Origin of the sequence: Marinicella pacifica (assembly GCF_014636635.1) — a bacterium.
Taxonomy (GTDB): Bacteria; Pseudomonadota; Gammaproteobacteria; order Xanthomonadales; family Marinicellaceae; genus Marinicella; species Marinicella pacifica.
Genome location: NZ_BMEO01000004.1, coordinates 251,642 through 269,168 on the forward strand (window position 1 = coordinate 251,642; position 17,527 = coordinate 269,168).

Here is a 17,527-nt window from a genome sequence, read left to right on the forward strand (position 1 = left end):
GTCAACCTTTTCTTTTAACCAGTAACTTCAAATCCTTGATGATATCCTGCGGTTCATTATCCGGCGTAAAGGCCATCATTAAATACCCCTCAGGTGCCACCACATACAAGCCTTCGCCTCGACCTAACGACTGATTGGACAATTCATCCAACAACGCATTTAAAGCTGAATGACCATCTGTGGCGATTTTTTTAATGTGTTTAAAAGGGTCTTCCCCGCGCAGATCAAAATCTTTGGCCAACAACATAAGTTCCAATTTATCGGCATTTTGCGCCAAAGTCAGGTTAAAGCGGTGTAATTTATCTTCCCATTCAAAACAAGCTTCATCACATACTTTGGGCGTTCGGTATATTAATGTCCAGTGTTCCGGTAAATCATTAACCCATTCTGCGTCTGTATAATCAGCCAGTTTAACCGGCGGTGAGATAAAAACACCGTGATTTTTCATGCTGTCAGGCTCAAAGTCTATCATGCCTGAACCCAGCAAATACGCCACCACCACCGGAACTGCAAAGAGCAGAAAGACCACCAAAATAATAAGTCTGTTTTTACTTTTTAAATGCATCAGATTTAAATAAAAAATAGAAATAAAGTAAGCACAAAGCCAAACACATCATAAACCATTGAAAGGCATACGCCCGATGTCTGGCTGCGGTCATCATCGGCGCCTGCCAATCGCGGACAAAACCATGATCAGCACCGACATTTAATTTAACAACACGGTCTAAAATTTGACAATCACCCCGTTGGCATACTTGCTGTGTTAAAAACACTTTGGTCTGATGTACTGGCAAATAAGTAACCTGTTGCTTTGACATCTCTTTAAAAATCTGATCACCCAGTTGAACACCCGGACGCGGCCAGGCTGATAACAGTCCGATAAGTTCTGTTTCACCCTCCGGCACAGACACATCCACTCCCGCAGAAGCTGTCCAGCCGCGGTTCACCAAAAGCCAGAGATTATTGTCAGTTAAAAAAGCCGTCATCACATAAAAACCCACCTGGCCGTCGTGAAATTGATTGGCCAATAAAAAGTGTGTATTGTCATAGCGACCGGTCACCCGGATGGTTTGGTAATCATTGATTTTTTGCCAATCAGACCCTGACTTGGGTTGTTTGTATTCCCCTGACTGCATTTGCTGACGAATCTGGTCTTTTTGTTCGGCCCGATCCAGTTGCCAGAAACCAAGCCAGACCATCAGCAAAAATACTGCCAGCCACAATAACGTAAAAAACCAGGGAAATGTCCGCATGCACTGAACGGGTTAACCGGTGGCTTTCAGCTGCAGACCATGCGGTACAATCCACCCCATTTTCATGGCCAGAATGATGAATAAAAAAAGCACCACGGAAAGCACCACACGCACCGTTAAAAATCGGACAGTATTATTGCTTTGGCCTTTATCCCGGGATAAATAAAAAAGTGCCGATCCCATGCTGTACAGAATAAACAAAAAAACAATAACAATAAAGTATTTCATAACAGCACGAAGCGCGTCACCGAATTTACCGGTGACGCTTAATGAATATATTTCCTACAGCACGTAAACAAAGATAAACAAGCCCAGCCAAACAACATCCACAAAGTGCCAGTACCAGGCCACCGCTTCAAAGCCAAAATGATTATTGGGTTTAAAATGACCTTTCATGAGTCGCAAGGTAATCACAATCAACATGATGGTACCTAAGGTTACATGCAAACCGTGAAAACCCGTCAACATAAAAAAGGTTGAACCGTAGATACCCGATTTTAAGGTTAAATTCAGGTGTTGGTACGCTTCAATGTATTCCTCTGCTTGATAAAACAGGAAAGTGGCGCCCAGTAAAACCGTGGCAATCATCCAAATGATGGTTTTTTTCCGGTCACCGGCACGCAAAGCATGGTGTGCGATGGTGATGGTGATGGAACTGGTTAACAGCAACAAGGTATTCACCAGCGGCAAGGAAAATGCGCTGATGGTTTCAAAACGGCCATTGAGTTCACCCGGACCATTGGTGGGCCAGACAGCCTCATAACCCGACCACAACTGTACATTGGTGGCTAAGTTGGCGCCTTCACCGCCGAGCCAGGGCACGGCAAAGGTTCTGGCATAAAACAGGGCACCAAAGAATGAAGCAAAAAACATGACCTCAGAGAAAATAAACCAGATCATACCGGCCCGAAAAGACGCGTCCACCTGCTTGTTGTAGAGGTTGTCTTCACTTTCTTTAATGACCTCACCAAACCAGCCAAAAAACATAAAAATCAAAATAGCAAAGCCCGCATACATCACCCAGGGGGTGGTGGGCTCCAGATCAAGGCTGTTAAATTTCAGACTGGCTCCAATCACAGAGACAAAAAGACCGACGCAGGCGACAATCGGCCACTTGGCGGTATGGGGAACATAATATTGTTTTTCACTCATTTCTGTCATGATGTATTACTCGATAATTATTAACTGTTGTTGTCTGTTTTTTCATTGACCGATGCCTGTTCACCGGTTTGTTGGTATTTATTAAAAAAAGTGTAGGATAAAGTCACCAGCTTAACATCTTCGGGGAGATCACGGCCGATAATAAATGTCAGTGGCATGGCCATTTCTTCTCCGGCTTGAAGCAGCTGTTCGGTAAAACAAAAACACTCTGTTTTGTTAAAATATTTGGACGCTTTGGCTGGTGCCACACTCGGCACCGCCTGCCCAATAATTTCAAAATCAGCCGTATTTTTCGCATAATACTCTGTGTGATACAGCTTGCCCAGCTGAACTTCCATAGAAAACTCAGTGGGCCTGAAAGCCCATGGCAAATCACTTCTCACATTACCATCAAACTGCACCGTTACGGTTCGCTTATCATCAACCGCCGGCTGATTCTTTTCAACTTCCCCGTTAGTGGTGACACCGGTTTTTCCGTTTAAGCCGGTGATATCACACACCACATCATACAGCGGCACCAGCACAAAGCCAAATCCGACCATTAAAACAGCAATGGCCAGCAGTGCCTTTAATGTATTGCCAACACTGTCAAACATGGGCTTGTCGTAATACCAGATAAACGGACCATAAAAACAAGCCAACAGTCACCAGACCTAACAGGATGACTGTTTTCTTAATGCCTTTACTTTGTTCAGGCGTATGTTTTTTTTCGTGGGTCATTAATGGGTATCACCATGTGCCATTCTGTTTAAATCAACGGGTTTATACTCATCAAAAGTATGGTGTGGCGCGGGTGACGGAACCGTCCACTCTAAACCTTTGGCATCTTCCCACACCTGAGAAGTGGCTTTTTGACCGCCGCGAACCGTTTTAATCACAATATAGACAAAGAACACCTGCGCCAGTCCAAAGGCGAAGCCGCCGATACTGGACCACATATTAAATTCAGCAAATTGAGTGGAGTAATCCGGAATCCGCCGTGGCATACCGGCCAGACCTAAGAAATGCTGCGGGAAGAATAATACATTCACGGATATGGCTGACCACCAAAAGTGAATTTTACCCAGGCGCTCATCGTACATATGACCGGTCCATTTCGGCAACCAGTAATAAGCCGCCGCAATAATCGCAAACACGGAACCCGGCACCAGCACATAATGGAAATGGGCCACAATAAAATAGGTGTCATGGTATTGTAAGTCCACAGGTGCCAGGGCCATCATCACCCCGGAAAAACCTCCGATGGTAAATAAAGCCACAAAAGCAATGGAAAACAGCATCGGTGTTTCAAAAGTCATGGCACCGCGCCACATGGTGGCCAGCCAGTTAAAGACTTTCACCCCGGTGGGTACCGCAATCAGCATGGTGGCATACATAAAGTAGAGCTGTCCGCCTAAAGGCATGCCCACGGAAAACATGTGATGCGCCCACACAATAAATGACAAGAAGGCAATGGCGGCGGTGGCGTACACCATCGATACATAACCGAACAAGCGTTTACGGGCAAAAGTCGGAATAATTTCAGAAACAATCCCGAATGACGGCAGAATCATAATATACACTTCAGGGTGACCAAAGAACCAGAAAATATGCTGGAACATCACCGGATCACCGCCACCGGCGGCATTAAAGAAGCTGGTGCCGAAATAACGGTCGGTCAGCAGCATGGTCACTGCACCGGCCAACACAGGCATCACCAGAATCAATAAGAAAGCAGTAATCAACCAGGTCCAGACAAACATCGGCATATTCAGATAACCCACATTCGGCGCGCGCATATTCACAATGGTGGCAATAATATTAATCGCACCCAGAATAGAGGAAATACCCATTAAGTGAACGGCAAAAACTAAAAAGGCCACATTTTGACCGCCTTGTAATACCAATGGCGGGTACATGGTCCAACCACCGGCCGGCGCCCCACCGGGCATAAAGAAGGTCGAGGCCAACACCACAAAGGCAAAGGGTAATAACCAGAATGAAAAGTTATTTAAGCGCGGCAAGGCCATATCCGGCGCACCAATCATCATTGGCACCATCCAGTTAGCCAAACCCACAAATGCCGGCATGACCGCACCGAAAATCATGAACAGCGCGTGCATGGTGGTCATTTGATTGAAGAAGAATGGCTCAACAAACTGTAACCCCGGCTGAAATAACTCCAAACGAATCACCATGGCCATGGATCCGCCCAGAATAAACATCGCCAACGCAAACACCAGATACATGGTGCCGATGTCTTTGTGGTTGGTGGTTAATAACCAGCGATTCACAAATCCTTTGGGTTTGTGATCGTGGTCTTGACTCAATTCATCATGTGTAATGTCGTGACTCATTGTTTAATCCTCGAAATTATTGTAAAACGGCTTCAATGTCAGCCGGTTGTACGCGATCACCGGTTTCATGACCGAATGAATTACGGATATAAGTAATAACGGCGGCAACATCTTCTGCAGGTAACATACGACCAAAAGGCGCCATGGCGGTTCCGCTAACCCCATGGGTCACCACATCAATATTTTTTGCCACATCACCACTGACCACTTCACTGTCAACCAATGAAGGAAAAGCCGGCGGCATGCCGCTGCCGTCAATTTTGTGACAAGCCAGACATTGGGTATTATAAACCTCTTCACCACGAGCCATAAGCTTGTCCATTGACCAACCGCCGTCTGATTGTTCATTTTCATTACCGGCGGTCACTTCTTGTGCCTGGCTTTCTTGCGCCTGTTGATCGGACATTTGTTCGTCAGTTTCATCCGATGTCGTTTCTGTCAGAGACTCGCCCACTTCTGTGGGCAATGTTTCGCCGACATCTGCCATATCTGTGTCTGACTCATCGGATTGGGCAGATTCTGTCAGTTCGGTGCCGGAGGATTCATTTTGTGTTGCGGGCTGTTCGGCCACAGCATCACCATTTTGTTGCGCCAGCCATTGGGCGTAATCTGATTGGCTTAAGACTTCAACCACAATCGGCATATAACCGTGGTCTTTACCGCACAATTCCGCACATTGACCGCGGTAAGTGCCCGGCTCTTTAATGTTGGTCCAGGCCTCATTGATAAAGCCAGGTATAGCGTCGCGCTTCCAACCGAATTCCGGCACCCACCAGGAGTGAATCACATCATCAGATGTCAGCAGAAAACGGATATTGGTATTGGTCGGAATGACCAAAGGGTTGTCCACATCCAGCAAATAATTATCCACCGTGTTCACGTCCACACCTGAACCTTTCTGGCGGGCAATGTTACTGTCGGCTGTCAATGTACTCAAAAACCCAAATCCCTCATCTAAATAGTCATAGCGCCACTTCCATTGATATCCGGTGATTTTAACGGTCATGTCCATGGTCACCGGTTCACCCTGTGCATCCCGCGGACTGTCCATCTGCATCATGCCTTTGGTCGCGGGCAAGGCAATGGCAATCAAAATCAAAACCGGAATGGCGGTCCAGATAATTTCAACGGTGGTGCTGTGAGAAAATTGAGCCGGTTCCACACCCTTGGATTTTCGGTGTGCAAAAATGGTGTAGAACATCGCGCCGAAGACGCCGATACCGATCACCACACAAATCCAGAGCACCATCATGTGCATATCATAAACCTGACCACTGTAGTCAGACACGCCTTTTGGCAAATTGAGCCCATATTCAGCCGATGCCATACCGGACATCAGCAGACCGCCGGCCAATAAGCCTGATTTAGTCTGTTTCTTCATCATACAATTAATACCCTAATATTAATAAAACCCATGTAACAGCAGATGATAGCCTCTTTTAAGAAAGATACAAGTCGGTTCAAAGCCGTTTTAAACCATCAAATCTGAACGACTGCGGAAAAATGACACCGCTGTTTTGGTTGCTTAACGCTGGAATTTTAACACCCCTCTCAAAAAATATCCGCATAACAATCTTATTTTTCTAAATTTAATGACAAAAAGTCGTCCGCTCAACCCAACGAAGCGGCATTCAATAAGCCCTTAATAATGCCATTGACAGCAATCTATCCACAGCTTTTGACGGCAATAAAAGTACATGAAGTCTGAGGCGCGTTACTTTATAATTTGCCGCTGTATTTCTTATAATGAGCAGACCCATGACTTTTGATACCTCGGCACTTAGTTCATCCTATTTAGCGGATGAAGACATGATTGTTTCTGATCTTCTCTCATCGGCAGACCCCGGCGTTTCTCAACGTCAAAAAATTAAAAAATTAGCCACCCATCTGATTCAAGAAGTTCGTGAACAAATGGATGATATGGATGGCATTGATGCCTTTATGCAGGAATACGACTTGTCATCAAAGGAAGGCATTTTACTGATGTGTTTGGCAGAAGCTTTGCTGCGCATTCCGGACAAATCCACGGCTGATAAATTGATTAAAGACAAAATTTTAGATGCCGACTGGAAATCTCATCTCGGTAAAAGTGATAAATTATTTGTCAACGCCTCCACCTGGGGCCTGATGCTGACCGGCCGCATTATCGACATTGATGTGTCCAAAAAAGGCATGTCCAAAGCCATGAATAAGTTTATCAATAAAACCGGCGAACCGGTGATTCGCACCGGCTTGTTGCGTGCCATGGAAATGATGGGCAAGCAATTTGTTATGGGGCGCACCATTAAAGAGGCCCTTAAACGCGGCAAAAAGAAAGGCTTTCGTGAATACCGTTTTTCCTACGACATGCTGGGTGAAGCCGCGTTAACTCAGGAAGATGCCGACCGTTATTTTAATGCCTATACCGATGCCATTAACGCCATCGCCGAAGCCAATAAAAAGCGCCACATCAATGACGCGTCCAGTGTTTCGATTAAATTGTCCGCACTCCATCCCCGTTACGAACTGGCTAACACCGAACGGGTGATGAACGAGCTGGCTCCGCGCGTTCTCAGCCTGGTACAACAAGCCAAAAACCTCAATGTGGCCATCACCATTGACGCCGAAGAAGCGGACCGACTGGAGCTGTCACTCAAAGTTTTTGCCCATGTTTACAGTCAACTGAGCAATTATTCGGGTTTTGGTCTGGTGGTGCAGGCCTACCAGAAACGTGCTTTGGAGGTGTTGAAATTACTGGCGCAGCTGGTCACCGATCACGGTCGTTTGATTCCGTTGCGTCTGGTAAAAGGCGCTTATTGGGACACCGAAATCAAACTCGCACAGGAACAAGGGCTCAAGGATTATCCGGTATTCACGCGTAAGGCCAACACTGATTTATCTTATTTGGCGTGCGCCCGCTTTCTGTTGGCCAACCGGGATAAATTTTATCCGCAATTTGCGACCCACAATGCCAACACCGTGGCGGCGGTTTATACCATGGCGGGTGACGAAGGGGGTTATGAATTTCAACGTCTGCATGGCATGGGCCAGGCGCTGCATCAACAAACCATTGCAAAAGACGGTCTTAACCGGCCTTGTCGTGTGTATGCACCGGTGGGCAGCCACCAGGACTTGTTGCCTTATCTGGTGCGCCGATTGCTTGAAAACGGCGCCAACACCTCCTTTGTCAACCGTTTAACCGACCTGAAGTACAGTGTGGACGTTATGACCCAGGATGCGATTGAACGGGTGGCTAAAAATGACAGCCACAAACATCCGCAACTACCCTTGCCAAAAGATATTTTTTCAGAACAACGCCTGAATTCAACCGGCGTCAATGTGCATGACAGTGAAACCCTGTCACAACTGCAGGCGGCGATAGAATCACAACACAATAAGCCATTTACCGCTTGTTCAATCATCAACGGCCGTGAAATAGCAGGCGCTGATTTTATCACTGCGCACTCACCGGCCGATCTGGATCGGGTGGTGGGCCGTTATTCGCATATTGACGAAAGCGGTTTGTCAGAAGCGGTTGACACCGCTCAAAGTTACTTTCCCACTTGGCGTGATCGTGACGCGAAAGATCGTTGTGAAACCGCCATGAAAACCGCTGACTTACTGGAGGACAACCGCGACCGACTGTTGTACTTACTGCGTCATGAAGCGGGGAAAACCCTTGAAGATGCCATCGCGGAATTGCGTGAGGCGGTGGATTTTTGTCGTTATTACGCCGAACAGGCCGAACAGTTATGCGCTCAGGGTCTCAAAATGCCCGGACCCACCGGTGAAAGCAATTATCTTTACCATCAGGGCAAAGGGGTGTTTGTCTGCATCAGTCCGTGGAATTTTCCGCTGGCCATTTTTACCGGTCAAATTATAGCCGCCCTGGTGACCGGCAACTGTGTGATTGCCAAACCGGCAGAACAGACCAACCTGATTGCTTATCAAACCATTCAATTGATGCACCGGGCGGGCTTTCCGCCTGAAGCCTTGCAACTAACCTTAGGTCCCGGCAAACAGGTTGGTCATTTCCTGTGCGGGCATCCGGCTATTCACGGCGTGGTGTTCACCGGCTCCACCGCCACCGCACAAATGATTAACCGCAATCTGGTAAATCGCGACAGCCGGGAAATAGCCACTTTAATTGCCGAAACCGGTGGCCAGAATTGTATGATTGCCGACTCCTCGACGCTTCCTGAGCAACTGGTGAAAGATGTGATTGATTCAGCTTTTTACAGTTGCGGCCAACGCTGTTCTGCCTTGCGGGTTTTATACGTCCAGTCCGACGTGGCGGATAAAGTCATCACCATGTTACAGGGTGCCATGAATCAACTCAAAGTCGGCCATCCGCGTGATTTTGACACCGATGTGGGGCCGTTAATCGATCAGGCCGCTTTAGATACCTTACAGGCTCACCGCGATAAGATGTCGAAAGCCGGACGCTTGCTTGAAGCCCCCAAATTACCCAACTTAACAGGTTATTATGTCAGCCCACAAGCGGTTGAGATCGACTCCATTCAACAACTGAAAGAAGAGATTTTTGGTCCTTTTTTACATATTATTCGTTATCCGGCCAAAGACCTCGACAAAGTTATTGATGACATTAACAGCACCGGCTACGGTCTGACTGCCGGAGTCCACTCACGCATTGATGACACCATTGAATATGTGGTTTCCAAAGTTCAGGCCGGTAATTGCTACATCAACCGCACCATGACCGGAGCCGTGGTGGGCGTCCACCCCTTTGGCGGTATGGGGTTTTCCGGCACCGGCCCCAAAGCGGGTGGTCCCGGCTATTTACACCGTTTTGTCCATGAAAAAACCATCACCAACAATATTGCAGCCGTTGGCGGCAACGCCGATATACTGGCCCTGAGTGATGATTAAAACAACGACCTGACGATGTATCTGGATTTTTTCAACTTAAGCAAACCGCCGTTTTCGATCACACCCGATCCGGCGTTTGTTTATTTAAGTGAAAACCACAATGAATCCCTGGCCCATCTGATTTATGGCGTCACCCGCGGTGGTGGTGCGGGTTTTGTGCAATTAACCGGAGAAGTGGGTACCGGCAAAACCACTCTGTGCCGGTTGTTTTTACAACAGTTGCCAAATGACACCCACGCGGCCTTAATTCTCAATCCCAACCAATCACCACAGGAACTTTTGCTGGCGATTTTCCGGGAATTTGATTTGTCCACTTACGGCACCGGCAAACAACTGGATGCGCTGGTCAACCGCCTTAATGAACAATTACTGTCGTGGTGGGAAGATGGCGAAAACGCCTTAGTCATCATTGATGAGGCCCAAAATTTACCCCAACCCACACTCGAACAATTGCGGTTACTGACCAACCTTGAAACCGCAGAACATAAACTACTGCAAATCATCCTCATCGGTCAGCCTGAATTAAAAGCCACCATGGCACGTAAAGATTTGCGCCAGTTGGCGCAGCGCATCACCACCCGTTTTCACCTGCTGCCCCTGAGCCGCCTGGAAACTGTCGCCTATATTCGCCACCGCATGAAAGTCAGCGCTGCATCCGATTTAACCACAGACAAAGTAACATCCTCAATCACTCAACCGGAGACTGTGTTCACGCAAGCGGCCCTGTATGCGGTGTACCGTCACAGCCGGGGCGTTCCCCGTTTAATTAATATCCTATGCGACCGGGCATTACTGGTTGCCTATACCCGGGAAAGCCAACGAGTCCGCTACCGCCATGTGCACAAAGCCCGGGCAGAATTAAACGACACGCCAACACAGCTCGGACGCAGAATGTTAACGGCGCTGCCGGTTCTGATGGGCTTGTTCGCTTTATTGGTGTGGTATTTATTTTCGCAAAATCCATCTCCTTCCGATGCGAGAAAAACCAACAATCAGACAATGATTGCCAAGGATCCGGTTATAGACCCGCCGCCGATTAACGTCAGTTGGCAGCGTTACTTTAAATTATGGGACCTCGAAGCAGGCTTATTCTGGCCACATCCTGATTGCCCGGATACAGGTTTAACCGGCATGGCCTGTTACCAAAAACAAGGTAATCTTGGCCAAATTGTCAGCCTCAATACGCCGGTTATTTTGCAACTCAAAAACCAATCTGCTGTCTTATTAACCGCGTTGTCCGATACCCAAGCGGTCATCAGCGGCCGCCTCGGCGAGCAAACCATTTCTCATCAGGCATTGAACAGACATTGGCTGGGACACTATCGGGTTTTGTGGCCCATCGCACCTGAATTAATTGATGGTACAATAAAGCAACAACGCCAATGGGCGCTTTCGGTGGCCCGGCTATTGAGCGAACAACCGTCACTGCAAGAGGCGTCCTTAACCGACTGGATTAAAACCTTCCAGCAACAAAACGGCTTACAGGCGGATGGTATTATCGGCAGAGAAACACAAATGGCCATGGCTTTAAAAGCCTATGACGGGCCACAATTACAGACACTGAGTACAAGGATACTCAAAGATAACGAGTAATGACATGTCATCCATACTTGACGCTTTAAAAAAATCAGACGCCAGGCGTCCCAGAAAAAACCACGGTCAGAAAATTCGTCTGGACATCAACCAACAGCCGGATAAAAATAACCGCCGGTATTTTTATACCATCACCCTTCTTTTATTACTGATTTTAGCGGCTGTTTACTTCCAAAAACCTGATTTTATCTGGCTGCAACCGGAATCTGCCGGACAGGCTGATCAACAACTTTCGCCTGAAACCGACCATCAAACCGCTGGGGCTGAACAAGCGCCCAAAACGCAGGCGCAGAATGCAGAAAAACCCAAAAAAATACCCAAGCCGGCGCCTGAAAAAGTGCAATCGATGGTGCAGGAAAAATCAACATCAACAAACACTGACGATATGGTTGGCTCAAGCCACCACTCAGATGCCCAAAAAACCCAGCCAACCATCATCTATCAAGAAGACCAACCCAGCGCTTCACAAAGCGATGACACCGCTGAAAAAAATCTAGCCGAACCCATCCAAACGGATCCGGACATCGGCCACATTGATGAACAGCTGGCCGATACCCCGATGAAAAACAAACAGGTTCTCAATGGACCGCTTGCAGATAAAACGCAAAATCAGACACCGGCTTCTGATTTGCCGCAATTATTTCAATTACCCTATGCTGTGCGTAAAGAATTGCCTCAGCTGAACCTGAGTGTCCATGTTTATGACCCCGAAGTGGACAACAGAATGGCCATCATCAACGGCATACCCATCAGGGTAGGCGACACCCTGGATGATGCCATAAGCGTCCAGGATATCACCCAATCGGGGGTGGTGCTGCGGGCTCAGGGTCAGGATTTTATTGTTCTCAAGTGATTAATTTTTCAAGTTTAAAACCCTGCTATGCACCCTATTCCGCTGCTCTTATCAGCATACTATTGCTGGTTTTTCTGGTGCTGATGGAGGCCACTGATTTAAAACAGAATTTAATCGATTTTTATGCCATTCATACCAATGAATTCTGGTCCCGTATTGATCAACATCCGCTGGAATTATTGCGCCTGTTCACCGCCATTTTTTTACATGGCAACTGGCTTCACTGGCTGACCAATGTTTCAGCCTTTGTGCTGCTGGCCTTTGCCATCGAACGGGTGATCGGGGCCCAAAAGTTTTTACTGATATTTTTTACCGCCGGTATTGCGGGCAATTTATCAGCGGCTCTGGTGATGCAAAATCAGGACCATATTTTATTGGGCGCCAGTGGTGCGGTGTCAGGTCTGATTGGTTTGTGGCTGGTACTTTTTCCGGATAAAAAAATCAACTTTGTGATTCCCATCGGTTTGTACTTGGAAAAAACCTCCATGCCGTTGTGGGTCATCATCTTTTTCTGGCTGTGTTTTCAGCTGGTTTTACATTTTCAACCCGATATTCACTACAACATTGCCTGGATGAGCCACCTCAGTGGCTTTACGGCTGGTTTTTTACTGGCTTGGTTTGTAAAATAGTGTCACCCGTTAACTGAGACAATCATGAGCGCCAAGGAACCCTTATTCAGAATCAACTTCCACCATCGCGATAAACTGTATGAGCTGTATGCCAAGTATATTAACTCAGAAGAACTGTTTGGTTTTATTTCGGTCAGCGATCTGGTTTTTGACGTGTCAGCCGGTGTCGTTATTGATCCGGCAGAGGAACAGCTGAAAAATGAATTTAAAGATGTGGAGGTGTTACACATTCCGCAACATCATGTGGTGCGCATTGAACAGGTTAAACAAAAGAAGACCTGCCGCATCAGACGTTTACACAATAACGAAATGATGAGCAGTCTGACCCATGGCCGGGGCACACCCCAATGACTCATGCTGATATTCTGATTGTTGATGATGAACCGGATATTCGGGAGTTAATCTCCGATATTTTGTCGGACGAAGATTATCGGGTCAGAACCGCAGTCGATGGACATGATGCGCTCAACCAAATTCAAGAGCGAACACCGGATCTGATTTTATTGGATATCTGGATGCCGGAACTGGATGGCATCAGTCTGCTTAAAAAATGGCACAAAAATGGTGATATGCCTTTCGCAGTGGTGATGATGTCAGGGCATGGCACCATTGAAACTGCGATTGAGGCCACCAAAATGGGTGCCGCCGATTTTGTCGAAAAACCCATTTCACTGGCCAAATTATTACAAACCATTGAATCCACACTGGCACAACATAAGCAATCTCAAAATAGTGAAACACAGCAACCCCATTGGCAAATCATCGATCCCATCGGCAGCTCCAAAGTGGCTGCTGAATTACGCGAAACCCTTAAAAAATTAGCCAAAACAAACCACAATGTTCTATTGTACGGAGATGCCGGTACCGGCAAAACCACCACGGCCATGCTGATTCACCATCACCGCCATCACAACAAACAAGTGACTTTACTGGACAGTTTAAGCCTGGATGAGGACAACATTGATGCAGCGCTGAGCGATCACTCGCCGCAACCCGGCAGCAGTTGTGTCATCGCCAACGTGGATTGTCTGACAGGACCATCGCAACAAAAATTACTCAGTCAACTGAAACAATGGCAAAAACCTCATCAAGTGAAACAAACCCAGGTTCTGGTCACCAGTCAACAGGATTTGTCGTCACTCATAGAGCAGGATGATTTCAGTCGCGATTTATACGATTATCTGGCAGAATTTGTGATTTATCTGCCGCCCCTGCAACAACGTACTGAAGATGTGCCGGAACTGCTGAATTTTTATGTCAATCATTTGCCTGACATTGAACAGACCCCTTACCGTAAATTGTCCGTGGGCGCCCAAAATTACCTGCGCCACTATGCTTGGCCGGGTAATTTACGGGAACTAAAGAACCTGGTTCGACAATTGCAACTGGCCGGTGGCGACACTGAAATTCAGCAAACGGAAGTCGAGGCTTTTATTGAACAAAACCAACAATCCATGACCCACACTTCCCAGCAGACCCGTTATGATTTAGAACTGCGTGAAGCGCGCGAGGAATTTGAACGGGATTATCTGCTGTATCATTTACATAAAGTAGATGGCAAAGTCGGCGACCTGGCGAAAATATCCGGCATGGAACGCACCAATTTGTACCGCAAATTAAGGACCTTAAACATCAACCCAAAAAGCATCGGTTCACCATGAAAATTATCATACTCGGTGCCGGTCAGGTCGGCTCTTCGATTGCCAAACATCTAGAAAAGGAAAACAACGACATTTCGGTGGTGGATATCGACAATAAATTGCTGACGGAACTGCAGCTGGATATGGACATCCGTACCGTACACGGCCATGCCTCACACCCCTCGGTCCTGATTCGTGCGGGCGCTGCTGATGCCGATATGGTGGTTGCTCTGACCAGTTCCGATGAAGTCAACATGGTGGCTTGTCAGGTTTGTTACAGCCTGTTCAACACCCCCACCAAAATCGCCCGGATTCGTGAAGCGGAATATGCGAATCACCCGGAAATGTTCGAACACGAACATGTACCGATTGATTTTCACATTTCACCCGAACAATTGGTGACCAAGCACATCCATGGCCTGATTGAATATGAAGGAGCGCTTCAGGTGATGGAATTTGCGCAGGGTCGGGCGCAACTGGTGACTATTGAGGTGGTTAAAAACGGACCCTTACTTGACCAGCAACTGCGGGAATTTCACCGTATTCTGCCCGAAGGCGCTGACGCCAGGGTGGCGGCTTTATTTCGTGATGGCAAGGCCATTGAGCCGATTGGCGACACCGTACTGCGACTGGGCGATCTGGTGTTTATTCTGGCGGCCAAAAAACACATCCGCAAAATCATGGAGGCCTGGCATAAAACCACTTCACCCAATTACAAAATCATGATAGCAGGTGGCGGCCACGTGGGCTTTAATCTGGCCAAAGCCCTGGAACAGGATCATTCGGTTAAAGTGATTGAATATGGCAAAGAACGCTCTGCACACATTGCCGAAGAACTCAATAAAGCGTTGGTGATTCGCGGTGATTGCACCTCTGAAAATATACTGCGCGAAGAAAATATAGCCGGTACCGATATATTTTGTGCCTTGACCAATGATGACCATTCGAACTTATTATCGGCTTTACTGGCCAAAAAACTCGGTGCCAATAAAGTCATCATGCTGATCAATAAAACCAATTATTCAGAACTGATTGAAAAAGACACGATTGACATCGTCATCTCACCGCAACACATCACCATCGGTGGTATTTTGGCGCATGTGCGCGGTGATTTTACCGCCCGGGTACATTCCTTGCTCGATGGCGCCGCCGAGGCCCTGGAAATTAAGGTCGCCGGTGACAGCGCCACTTCTCATGTCATCGGCCATAAAATCAAAAATCTGGTACTGCCCGCCGGTTGCACCATTGGCGGTATTATTCGGGATGGTGAGGTGTTGATGGCACACCAGGAAGAGGTGATTAAAAATGCCGATCACCTGATTATCTTTGTGACCAACACCCGAAACGTTAACGACTTAAAAATCTTGTTTGAGGTGGATGCCTCCTACCTGTAAGTGATGAGCACTTTTTAAAAATATGAACCCCGCCATTGTCCAAAAAATAATTGGTATTCTGCTTTTGATGTGCAGCTTTATGATGCTGCCACCGGTTCTGGTGGGCTTGATTTATCAGGATGGCGATATCTGGCCTTTTTTAGAAGGCTTCGCCGCTTTGGTGCTGATTGGTGGTGTGTTGTTTTTTCCGAATCGTAAGCAATCCGCCAATTTAAGTATTCGCAGTGGCTTTCTGGTGGCCGGTGCTTCGTGGATTATCGTGGGCCTGGCCGGTGCGCTGCCTTTGTATTTATCTCATAACCCCGAATTATCATTAAGCGACTCAGTTTTTGAATCCATTTCCGGGCTCACCACCACCGGTGCCACCATCTTGACCGATATTAATCACCTGCCACATGCCTTAAAATTCTATCGGCAACAACTCCAATGGCTGGGTGGTATGGGTATTATCGTGCTGGCGGTGGCAGTTTTACCGATGCTGCGCATCGGGGGTATGCAGATTTTTAAAGCCGAAATTCCCGGCCCCATGAAAGACCAAAAACTGACCCCACGCATTACCGAAACCGCCAAAGCCTTGTGGTATATTTATCTGGGGATTACAGTGATGTGTATCATCAGTTATTATCTGGCCGGTATGAACTTATTTGATGCCATCTGTCATGCCTTCAGCACCATATCCATTGGTGGTTTTTCACCCTATGATGCGTCGTTTGGACATTTTAACAACGCCTTGCTGGAAATGCTGGCGGTATTGTTTATGGCCATTGCCGGCATCAACTTTGCCTCGCATTTTGTGGCCTGGAAAAGCGCCTCGATTAAAACCTATATGGCCAATACCGAGGTCAAAGTATTTTTGGGTTTTCTCGCCACCGCTTCCCTGTTAACGGCCAGCCAGCTTTACCTCACCGGCACCACCAGCACCCTGTTTGAATCTTTGCGTGAGGGTACGTTTCAGGCGGTGTCCATTGGCACCACCACCGGTTATACCACCGAAAGTTTTTATTTTTGGCCTGCCGCCTTACCGATTATGCTTTTGATGTTTGCCAGCATCGGCGGCTGTGCCGGTTCCACCGCCGGCGGTATTAAAGTGATCCGCATCATTTTATTGTTTAAAATGAGTATGCGAGAGTTGTACCGTCTGATTCATCCCCACGGTAAATTTCTGATTAAAGTTAACGGTAAAACCGTTAACTATCGGGTGCTGGATTCGATTTCCGCTTTTTTTGTGCAATTTTTATTTCTACTGATTGTCTTTACCCTGGTTTTGTCTATGTTTGGTGAAGACATCGTCACTTCGCTGTCGGCTTCTTTATCGGCCTTAACCAATCTGGGTCCTGCACTCGGCGATGCCGGTCCTCATTACGCCGATATTCATGATGGTGCCAAATGGGTACTGTCCCTGGCCATGGTCTTTGGTCGTTTAGAATTATTTACCCTGTTTATCTTAATGATTCCGGATTATTGGGAATACTAAGCCGAATATTCCACTTAAAAAATCGGAGAACAACTGTTCTGGTTTATGGCGATCAGTTTAGTTTTAACCGCTTAATATCGCACTTGAATCAGACATTCTTTTCCTGCCCAACCGAATAAATAAATCCTGTTAATTTTAAGTTTTGACTATGATTGGAGGCAAGTCTTTAAAAATATTTAAAAAAAACATGATTTAAGTGAGAGAAAGTAACTTCTTGATTCACCTTATACTTAGAAAAGATTTAAATTTCTAAATGAACCCGTGGTGCATTTAGGCAATTTTGATTTTTAGGTTGTTAATATTTCTGTTTTCGAGGTAGTTAATC

Annotated in this window: 16 protein-coding genes; 8 read left to right on the plus strand and 8 right to left on the minus strand. The window is 47.0% G+C overall.

Features of this window, described 5'->3' with window-relative positions; translation table 11 throughout:
- Window position 1: 1 nt before the first annotated feature.
- Genes IEV16_RS06870 through coxB form a run of 8 tightly spaced genes read right to left on the minus strand, consistent with a single transcriptional unit; the run spans window position 2 to window position 6,134 of the window.
- Window positions 2-565, minus strand: a complete 564-nt coding sequence (locus tag IEV16_RS06870) for a redox-active disulfide-containing membrane protein (protein ID WP_188364935.1) — start codon at window positions 563-565, stop codon at window positions 2-4.
- Window positions 549-1,253 (minus strand): SURF1 family protein, encoded by a 705-nt coding sequence (locus IEV16_RS06875; protein WP_188364936.1) that lies wholly within the window; start codon window positions 1,251-1,253, stop codon window positions 549-551. The genes IEV16_RS06870 and IEV16_RS06875 overlap by 17 nt, the downstream gene beginning before the upstream one ends.
- Window positions 1,254-1,265: 12 nt before the next feature.
- Window positions 1,266-1,481 carry a twin transmembrane helix small protein gene (locus tag IEV16_RS06880; RefSeq protein ID WP_188364937.1) on the minus strand — a complete coding sequence of 72 codons (216 nt, stop codon included), beginning with the start codon at window positions 1,479-1,481 and terminating at the stop codon, window positions 1,266-1,268.
- Between the two features lie 54 nt (window positions 1,482-1,535).
- Window positions 1,536-2,414, minus strand: a complete 879-nt coding sequence (locus tag IEV16_RS06885; RefSeq protein ID WP_443093953.1) for a cytochrome c oxidase subunit 3 — start codon at window positions 2,412-2,414, stop codon at window positions 1,536-1,538.
- Window positions 2,415-2,434: 20 nt separating this feature from the next.
- Window positions 2,435-3,010, minus strand: coding sequence for a cytochrome c oxidase assembly protein (locus IEV16_RS06890; RefSeq protein WP_188364939.1), 576 nt, complete (start codon window positions 3,008-3,010; stop codon window positions 2,435-2,437).
- Window positions 3,003-3,134, minus strand: coding sequence for a hypothetical protein (locus IEV16_RS13495; RefSeq protein WP_268234406.1), 132 nt, complete (start codon window positions 3,132-3,134; stop codon window positions 3,003-3,005). Before IEV16_RS13495 ends, IEV16_RS06890 begins: the two co-directional genes overlap by 8 nt.
- Window positions 3,134-4,750: a cytochrome c oxidase subunit I gene (gene ctaD / locus IEV16_RS06895; protein ID WP_188364940.1), complete on the minus strand. Its 1,617-nt coding sequence runs from the start codon at window positions 4,748-4,750 to the stop codon at window positions 3,134-3,136. Before ctaD ends, IEV16_RS13495 begins: the two co-directional genes overlap by 1 nt.
- A 16-nt stretch (window positions 4,751-4,766) precedes the next feature.
- Window positions 4,767-6,134 carry a cytochrome c oxidase subunit II gene (gene coxB, locus IEV16_RS06900; protein ID WP_188364941.1) on the minus strand — a complete coding sequence of 456 codons (1,368 nt, stop codon included), beginning with the start codon at window positions 6,132-6,134 and terminating at the stop codon, window positions 4,767-4,769.
- 374 nt (window positions 6,135-6,508) lie between these two features.
- Here coxB and putA point away from each other — a divergent pair, with 374 nt between their 5' ends.
- Genes putA through IEV16_RS06940 form a run of 8 tightly spaced genes read left to right on the plus strand, consistent with a single transcriptional unit; the run spans window position 6,509 to window position 17,202 of the window.
- Window positions 6,509-9,619, plus strand: coding sequence for a bifunctional proline dehydrogenase/L-glutamate gamma-semialdehyde dehydrogenase PutA (putA, locus tag IEV16_RS06905; protein WP_229728280.1), 3,111 nt, complete (start codon window positions 6,509-6,511; stop codon window positions 9,617-9,619).
- Window positions 9,620-9,634: 15 nt separating this feature from the next.
- Window positions 9,635-11,212, plus strand: coding sequence for an ExeA family protein (locus tag IEV16_RS06910; protein WP_188364943.1), 1,578 nt, complete (start codon window positions 9,635-9,637; stop codon window positions 11,210-11,212).
- Window positions 11,213-11,216: 4 nt separating this feature from the next.
- On the plus strand, window positions 11,217-12,065 hold the full coding sequence (locus tag IEV16_RS06915) for a general secretion pathway protein GspB (protein ID WP_188364944.1): 849 nt from the start codon (window positions 11,217-11,219) through the stop codon (window positions 12,063-12,065).
- The gene (locus IEV16_RS06920; RefSeq protein ID WP_188364945.1) at window positions 12,062-12,694 is read left to right on the plus strand and encodes a rhomboid family intramembrane serine protease; all 633 of its coding nucleotides are present in this window, start codon (window positions 12,062-12,064) and stop codon (window positions 12,692-12,694) included. The genes IEV16_RS06915 and IEV16_RS06920 overlap by 4 nt, the downstream gene beginning before the upstream one ends.
- A gap of 24 nt (window positions 12,695-12,718) precedes the next feature.
- On the plus strand, window positions 12,719-13,045 hold the full coding sequence (locus IEV16_RS06925) for a DUF1820 family protein (protein WP_188364946.1): 327 nt from the start codon (window positions 12,719-12,721) through the stop codon (window positions 13,043-13,045).
- On the plus strand, window positions 13,042-14,355 hold the full coding sequence (locus IEV16_RS06930) for a sigma-54-dependent transcriptional regulator (RefSeq protein ID WP_188364947.1): 1,314 nt from the start codon (window positions 13,042-13,044) through the stop codon (window positions 14,353-14,355). Before IEV16_RS06925 ends, IEV16_RS06930 begins: the two co-directional genes overlap by 4 nt.
- A complete protein-coding gene (gene trkA, locus IEV16_RS06935; RefSeq protein WP_188364948.1) occupies window positions 14,352-15,728 on the plus strand; it encodes a Trk system potassium transporter TrkA in 1,377 nt (458 codons plus the stop codon). Before IEV16_RS06930 ends, trkA begins: the two co-directional genes overlap by 4 nt.
- A 22-nt stretch (window positions 15,729-15,750) precedes the next feature.
- Window positions 15,751-17,202, plus strand: a complete 1,452-nt coding sequence (locus tag IEV16_RS06940) for a TrkH family potassium uptake protein (RefSeq protein WP_188364949.1) — start codon at window positions 15,751-15,753, stop codon at window positions 17,200-17,202.
- The last annotated feature ends 325 nt before the right edge of the window (window positions 17,203-17,527 follow it).

Bases quoted from the DNA above. Each gene is read 5' to 3' on its own strand.
- IEV16_RS06930 (WP_188364947.1), top strand. From the start codon at position 13,042: ATGACTCATGCTGATATTCTGATTGTTGATGATGAACCGGATATTCGG.
- IEV16_RS13495 (WP_268234406.1), bottom strand. From the start codon at position 3,134: ATGACCCACGAAAAAAAACATACGCCTGAACAAAGTAAAGGCATTAAG.
- IEV16_RS06910 (WP_188364943.1), top strand. From the start codon at position 9,635: ATGTATCTGGATTTTTTCAACTTAAGCAAACCGCCGTTTTCGATCACA.
- trkA (WP_188364948.1), top strand. From the start codon at position 14,352: ATGAAAATTATCATACTCGGTGCCGGTCAGGTCGGCTCTTCGATTGCC.
- IEV16_RS06890 (WP_188364939.1), bottom strand. From the start codon at position 3,010: ATGTTTGACAGTGTTGGCAATACATTAAAGGCACTGCTGGCCATTGCT.
- IEV16_RS06915 (WP_188364944.1), top strand. From the start codon at position 11,217: ATGTCATCCATACTTGACGCTTTAAAAAAATCAGACGCCAGGCGTCCC.
- IEV16_RS06880 (WP_188364937.1), bottom strand. From the start codon at position 1,481: ATGAAATACTTTATTGTTATTGTTTTTTTGTTTATTCTGTACAGCATG.
- IEV16_RS06925 (WP_188364946.1), top strand. From the start codon at position 12,719: ATGAGCGCCAAGGAACCCTTATTCAGAATCAACTTCCACCATCGCGAT.
- IEV16_RS06870 (WP_188364935.1), bottom strand. From the start codon at position 565: ATGCATTTAAAAAGTAAAAACAGACTTATTATTTTGGTGGTCTTTCTG.
- IEV16_RS06885 (WP_443093953.1), bottom strand. From the start codon at position 2,414: ATGACAGAAATGAGTGAAAAACAATATTATGTTCCCCATACCGCCAAG.
- ctaD (WP_188364940.1), bottom strand. From the start codon at position 4,750: ATGAGTCACGACATTACACATGATGAATTGAGTCAAGACCACGATCAC.
- IEV16_RS06875 (WP_188364936.1), bottom strand. From the start codon at position 1,253: ATGCGGACATTTCCCTGGTTTTTTACGTTATTGTGGCTGGCAGTATTT.
- IEV16_RS06940 (WP_188364949.1), top strand. From the start codon at position 15,751: ATGAACCCCGCCATTGTCCAAAAAATAATTGGTATTCTGCTTTTGATG.
- putA (WP_229728280.1), top strand. From the start codon at position 6,509: ATGACTTTTGATACCTCGGCACTTAGTTCATCCTATTTAGCGGATGAA.
- coxB (WP_188364941.1), bottom strand. From the start codon at position 6,134: ATGATGAAGAAACAGACTAAATCAGGCTTATTGGCCGGCGGTCTGCTG.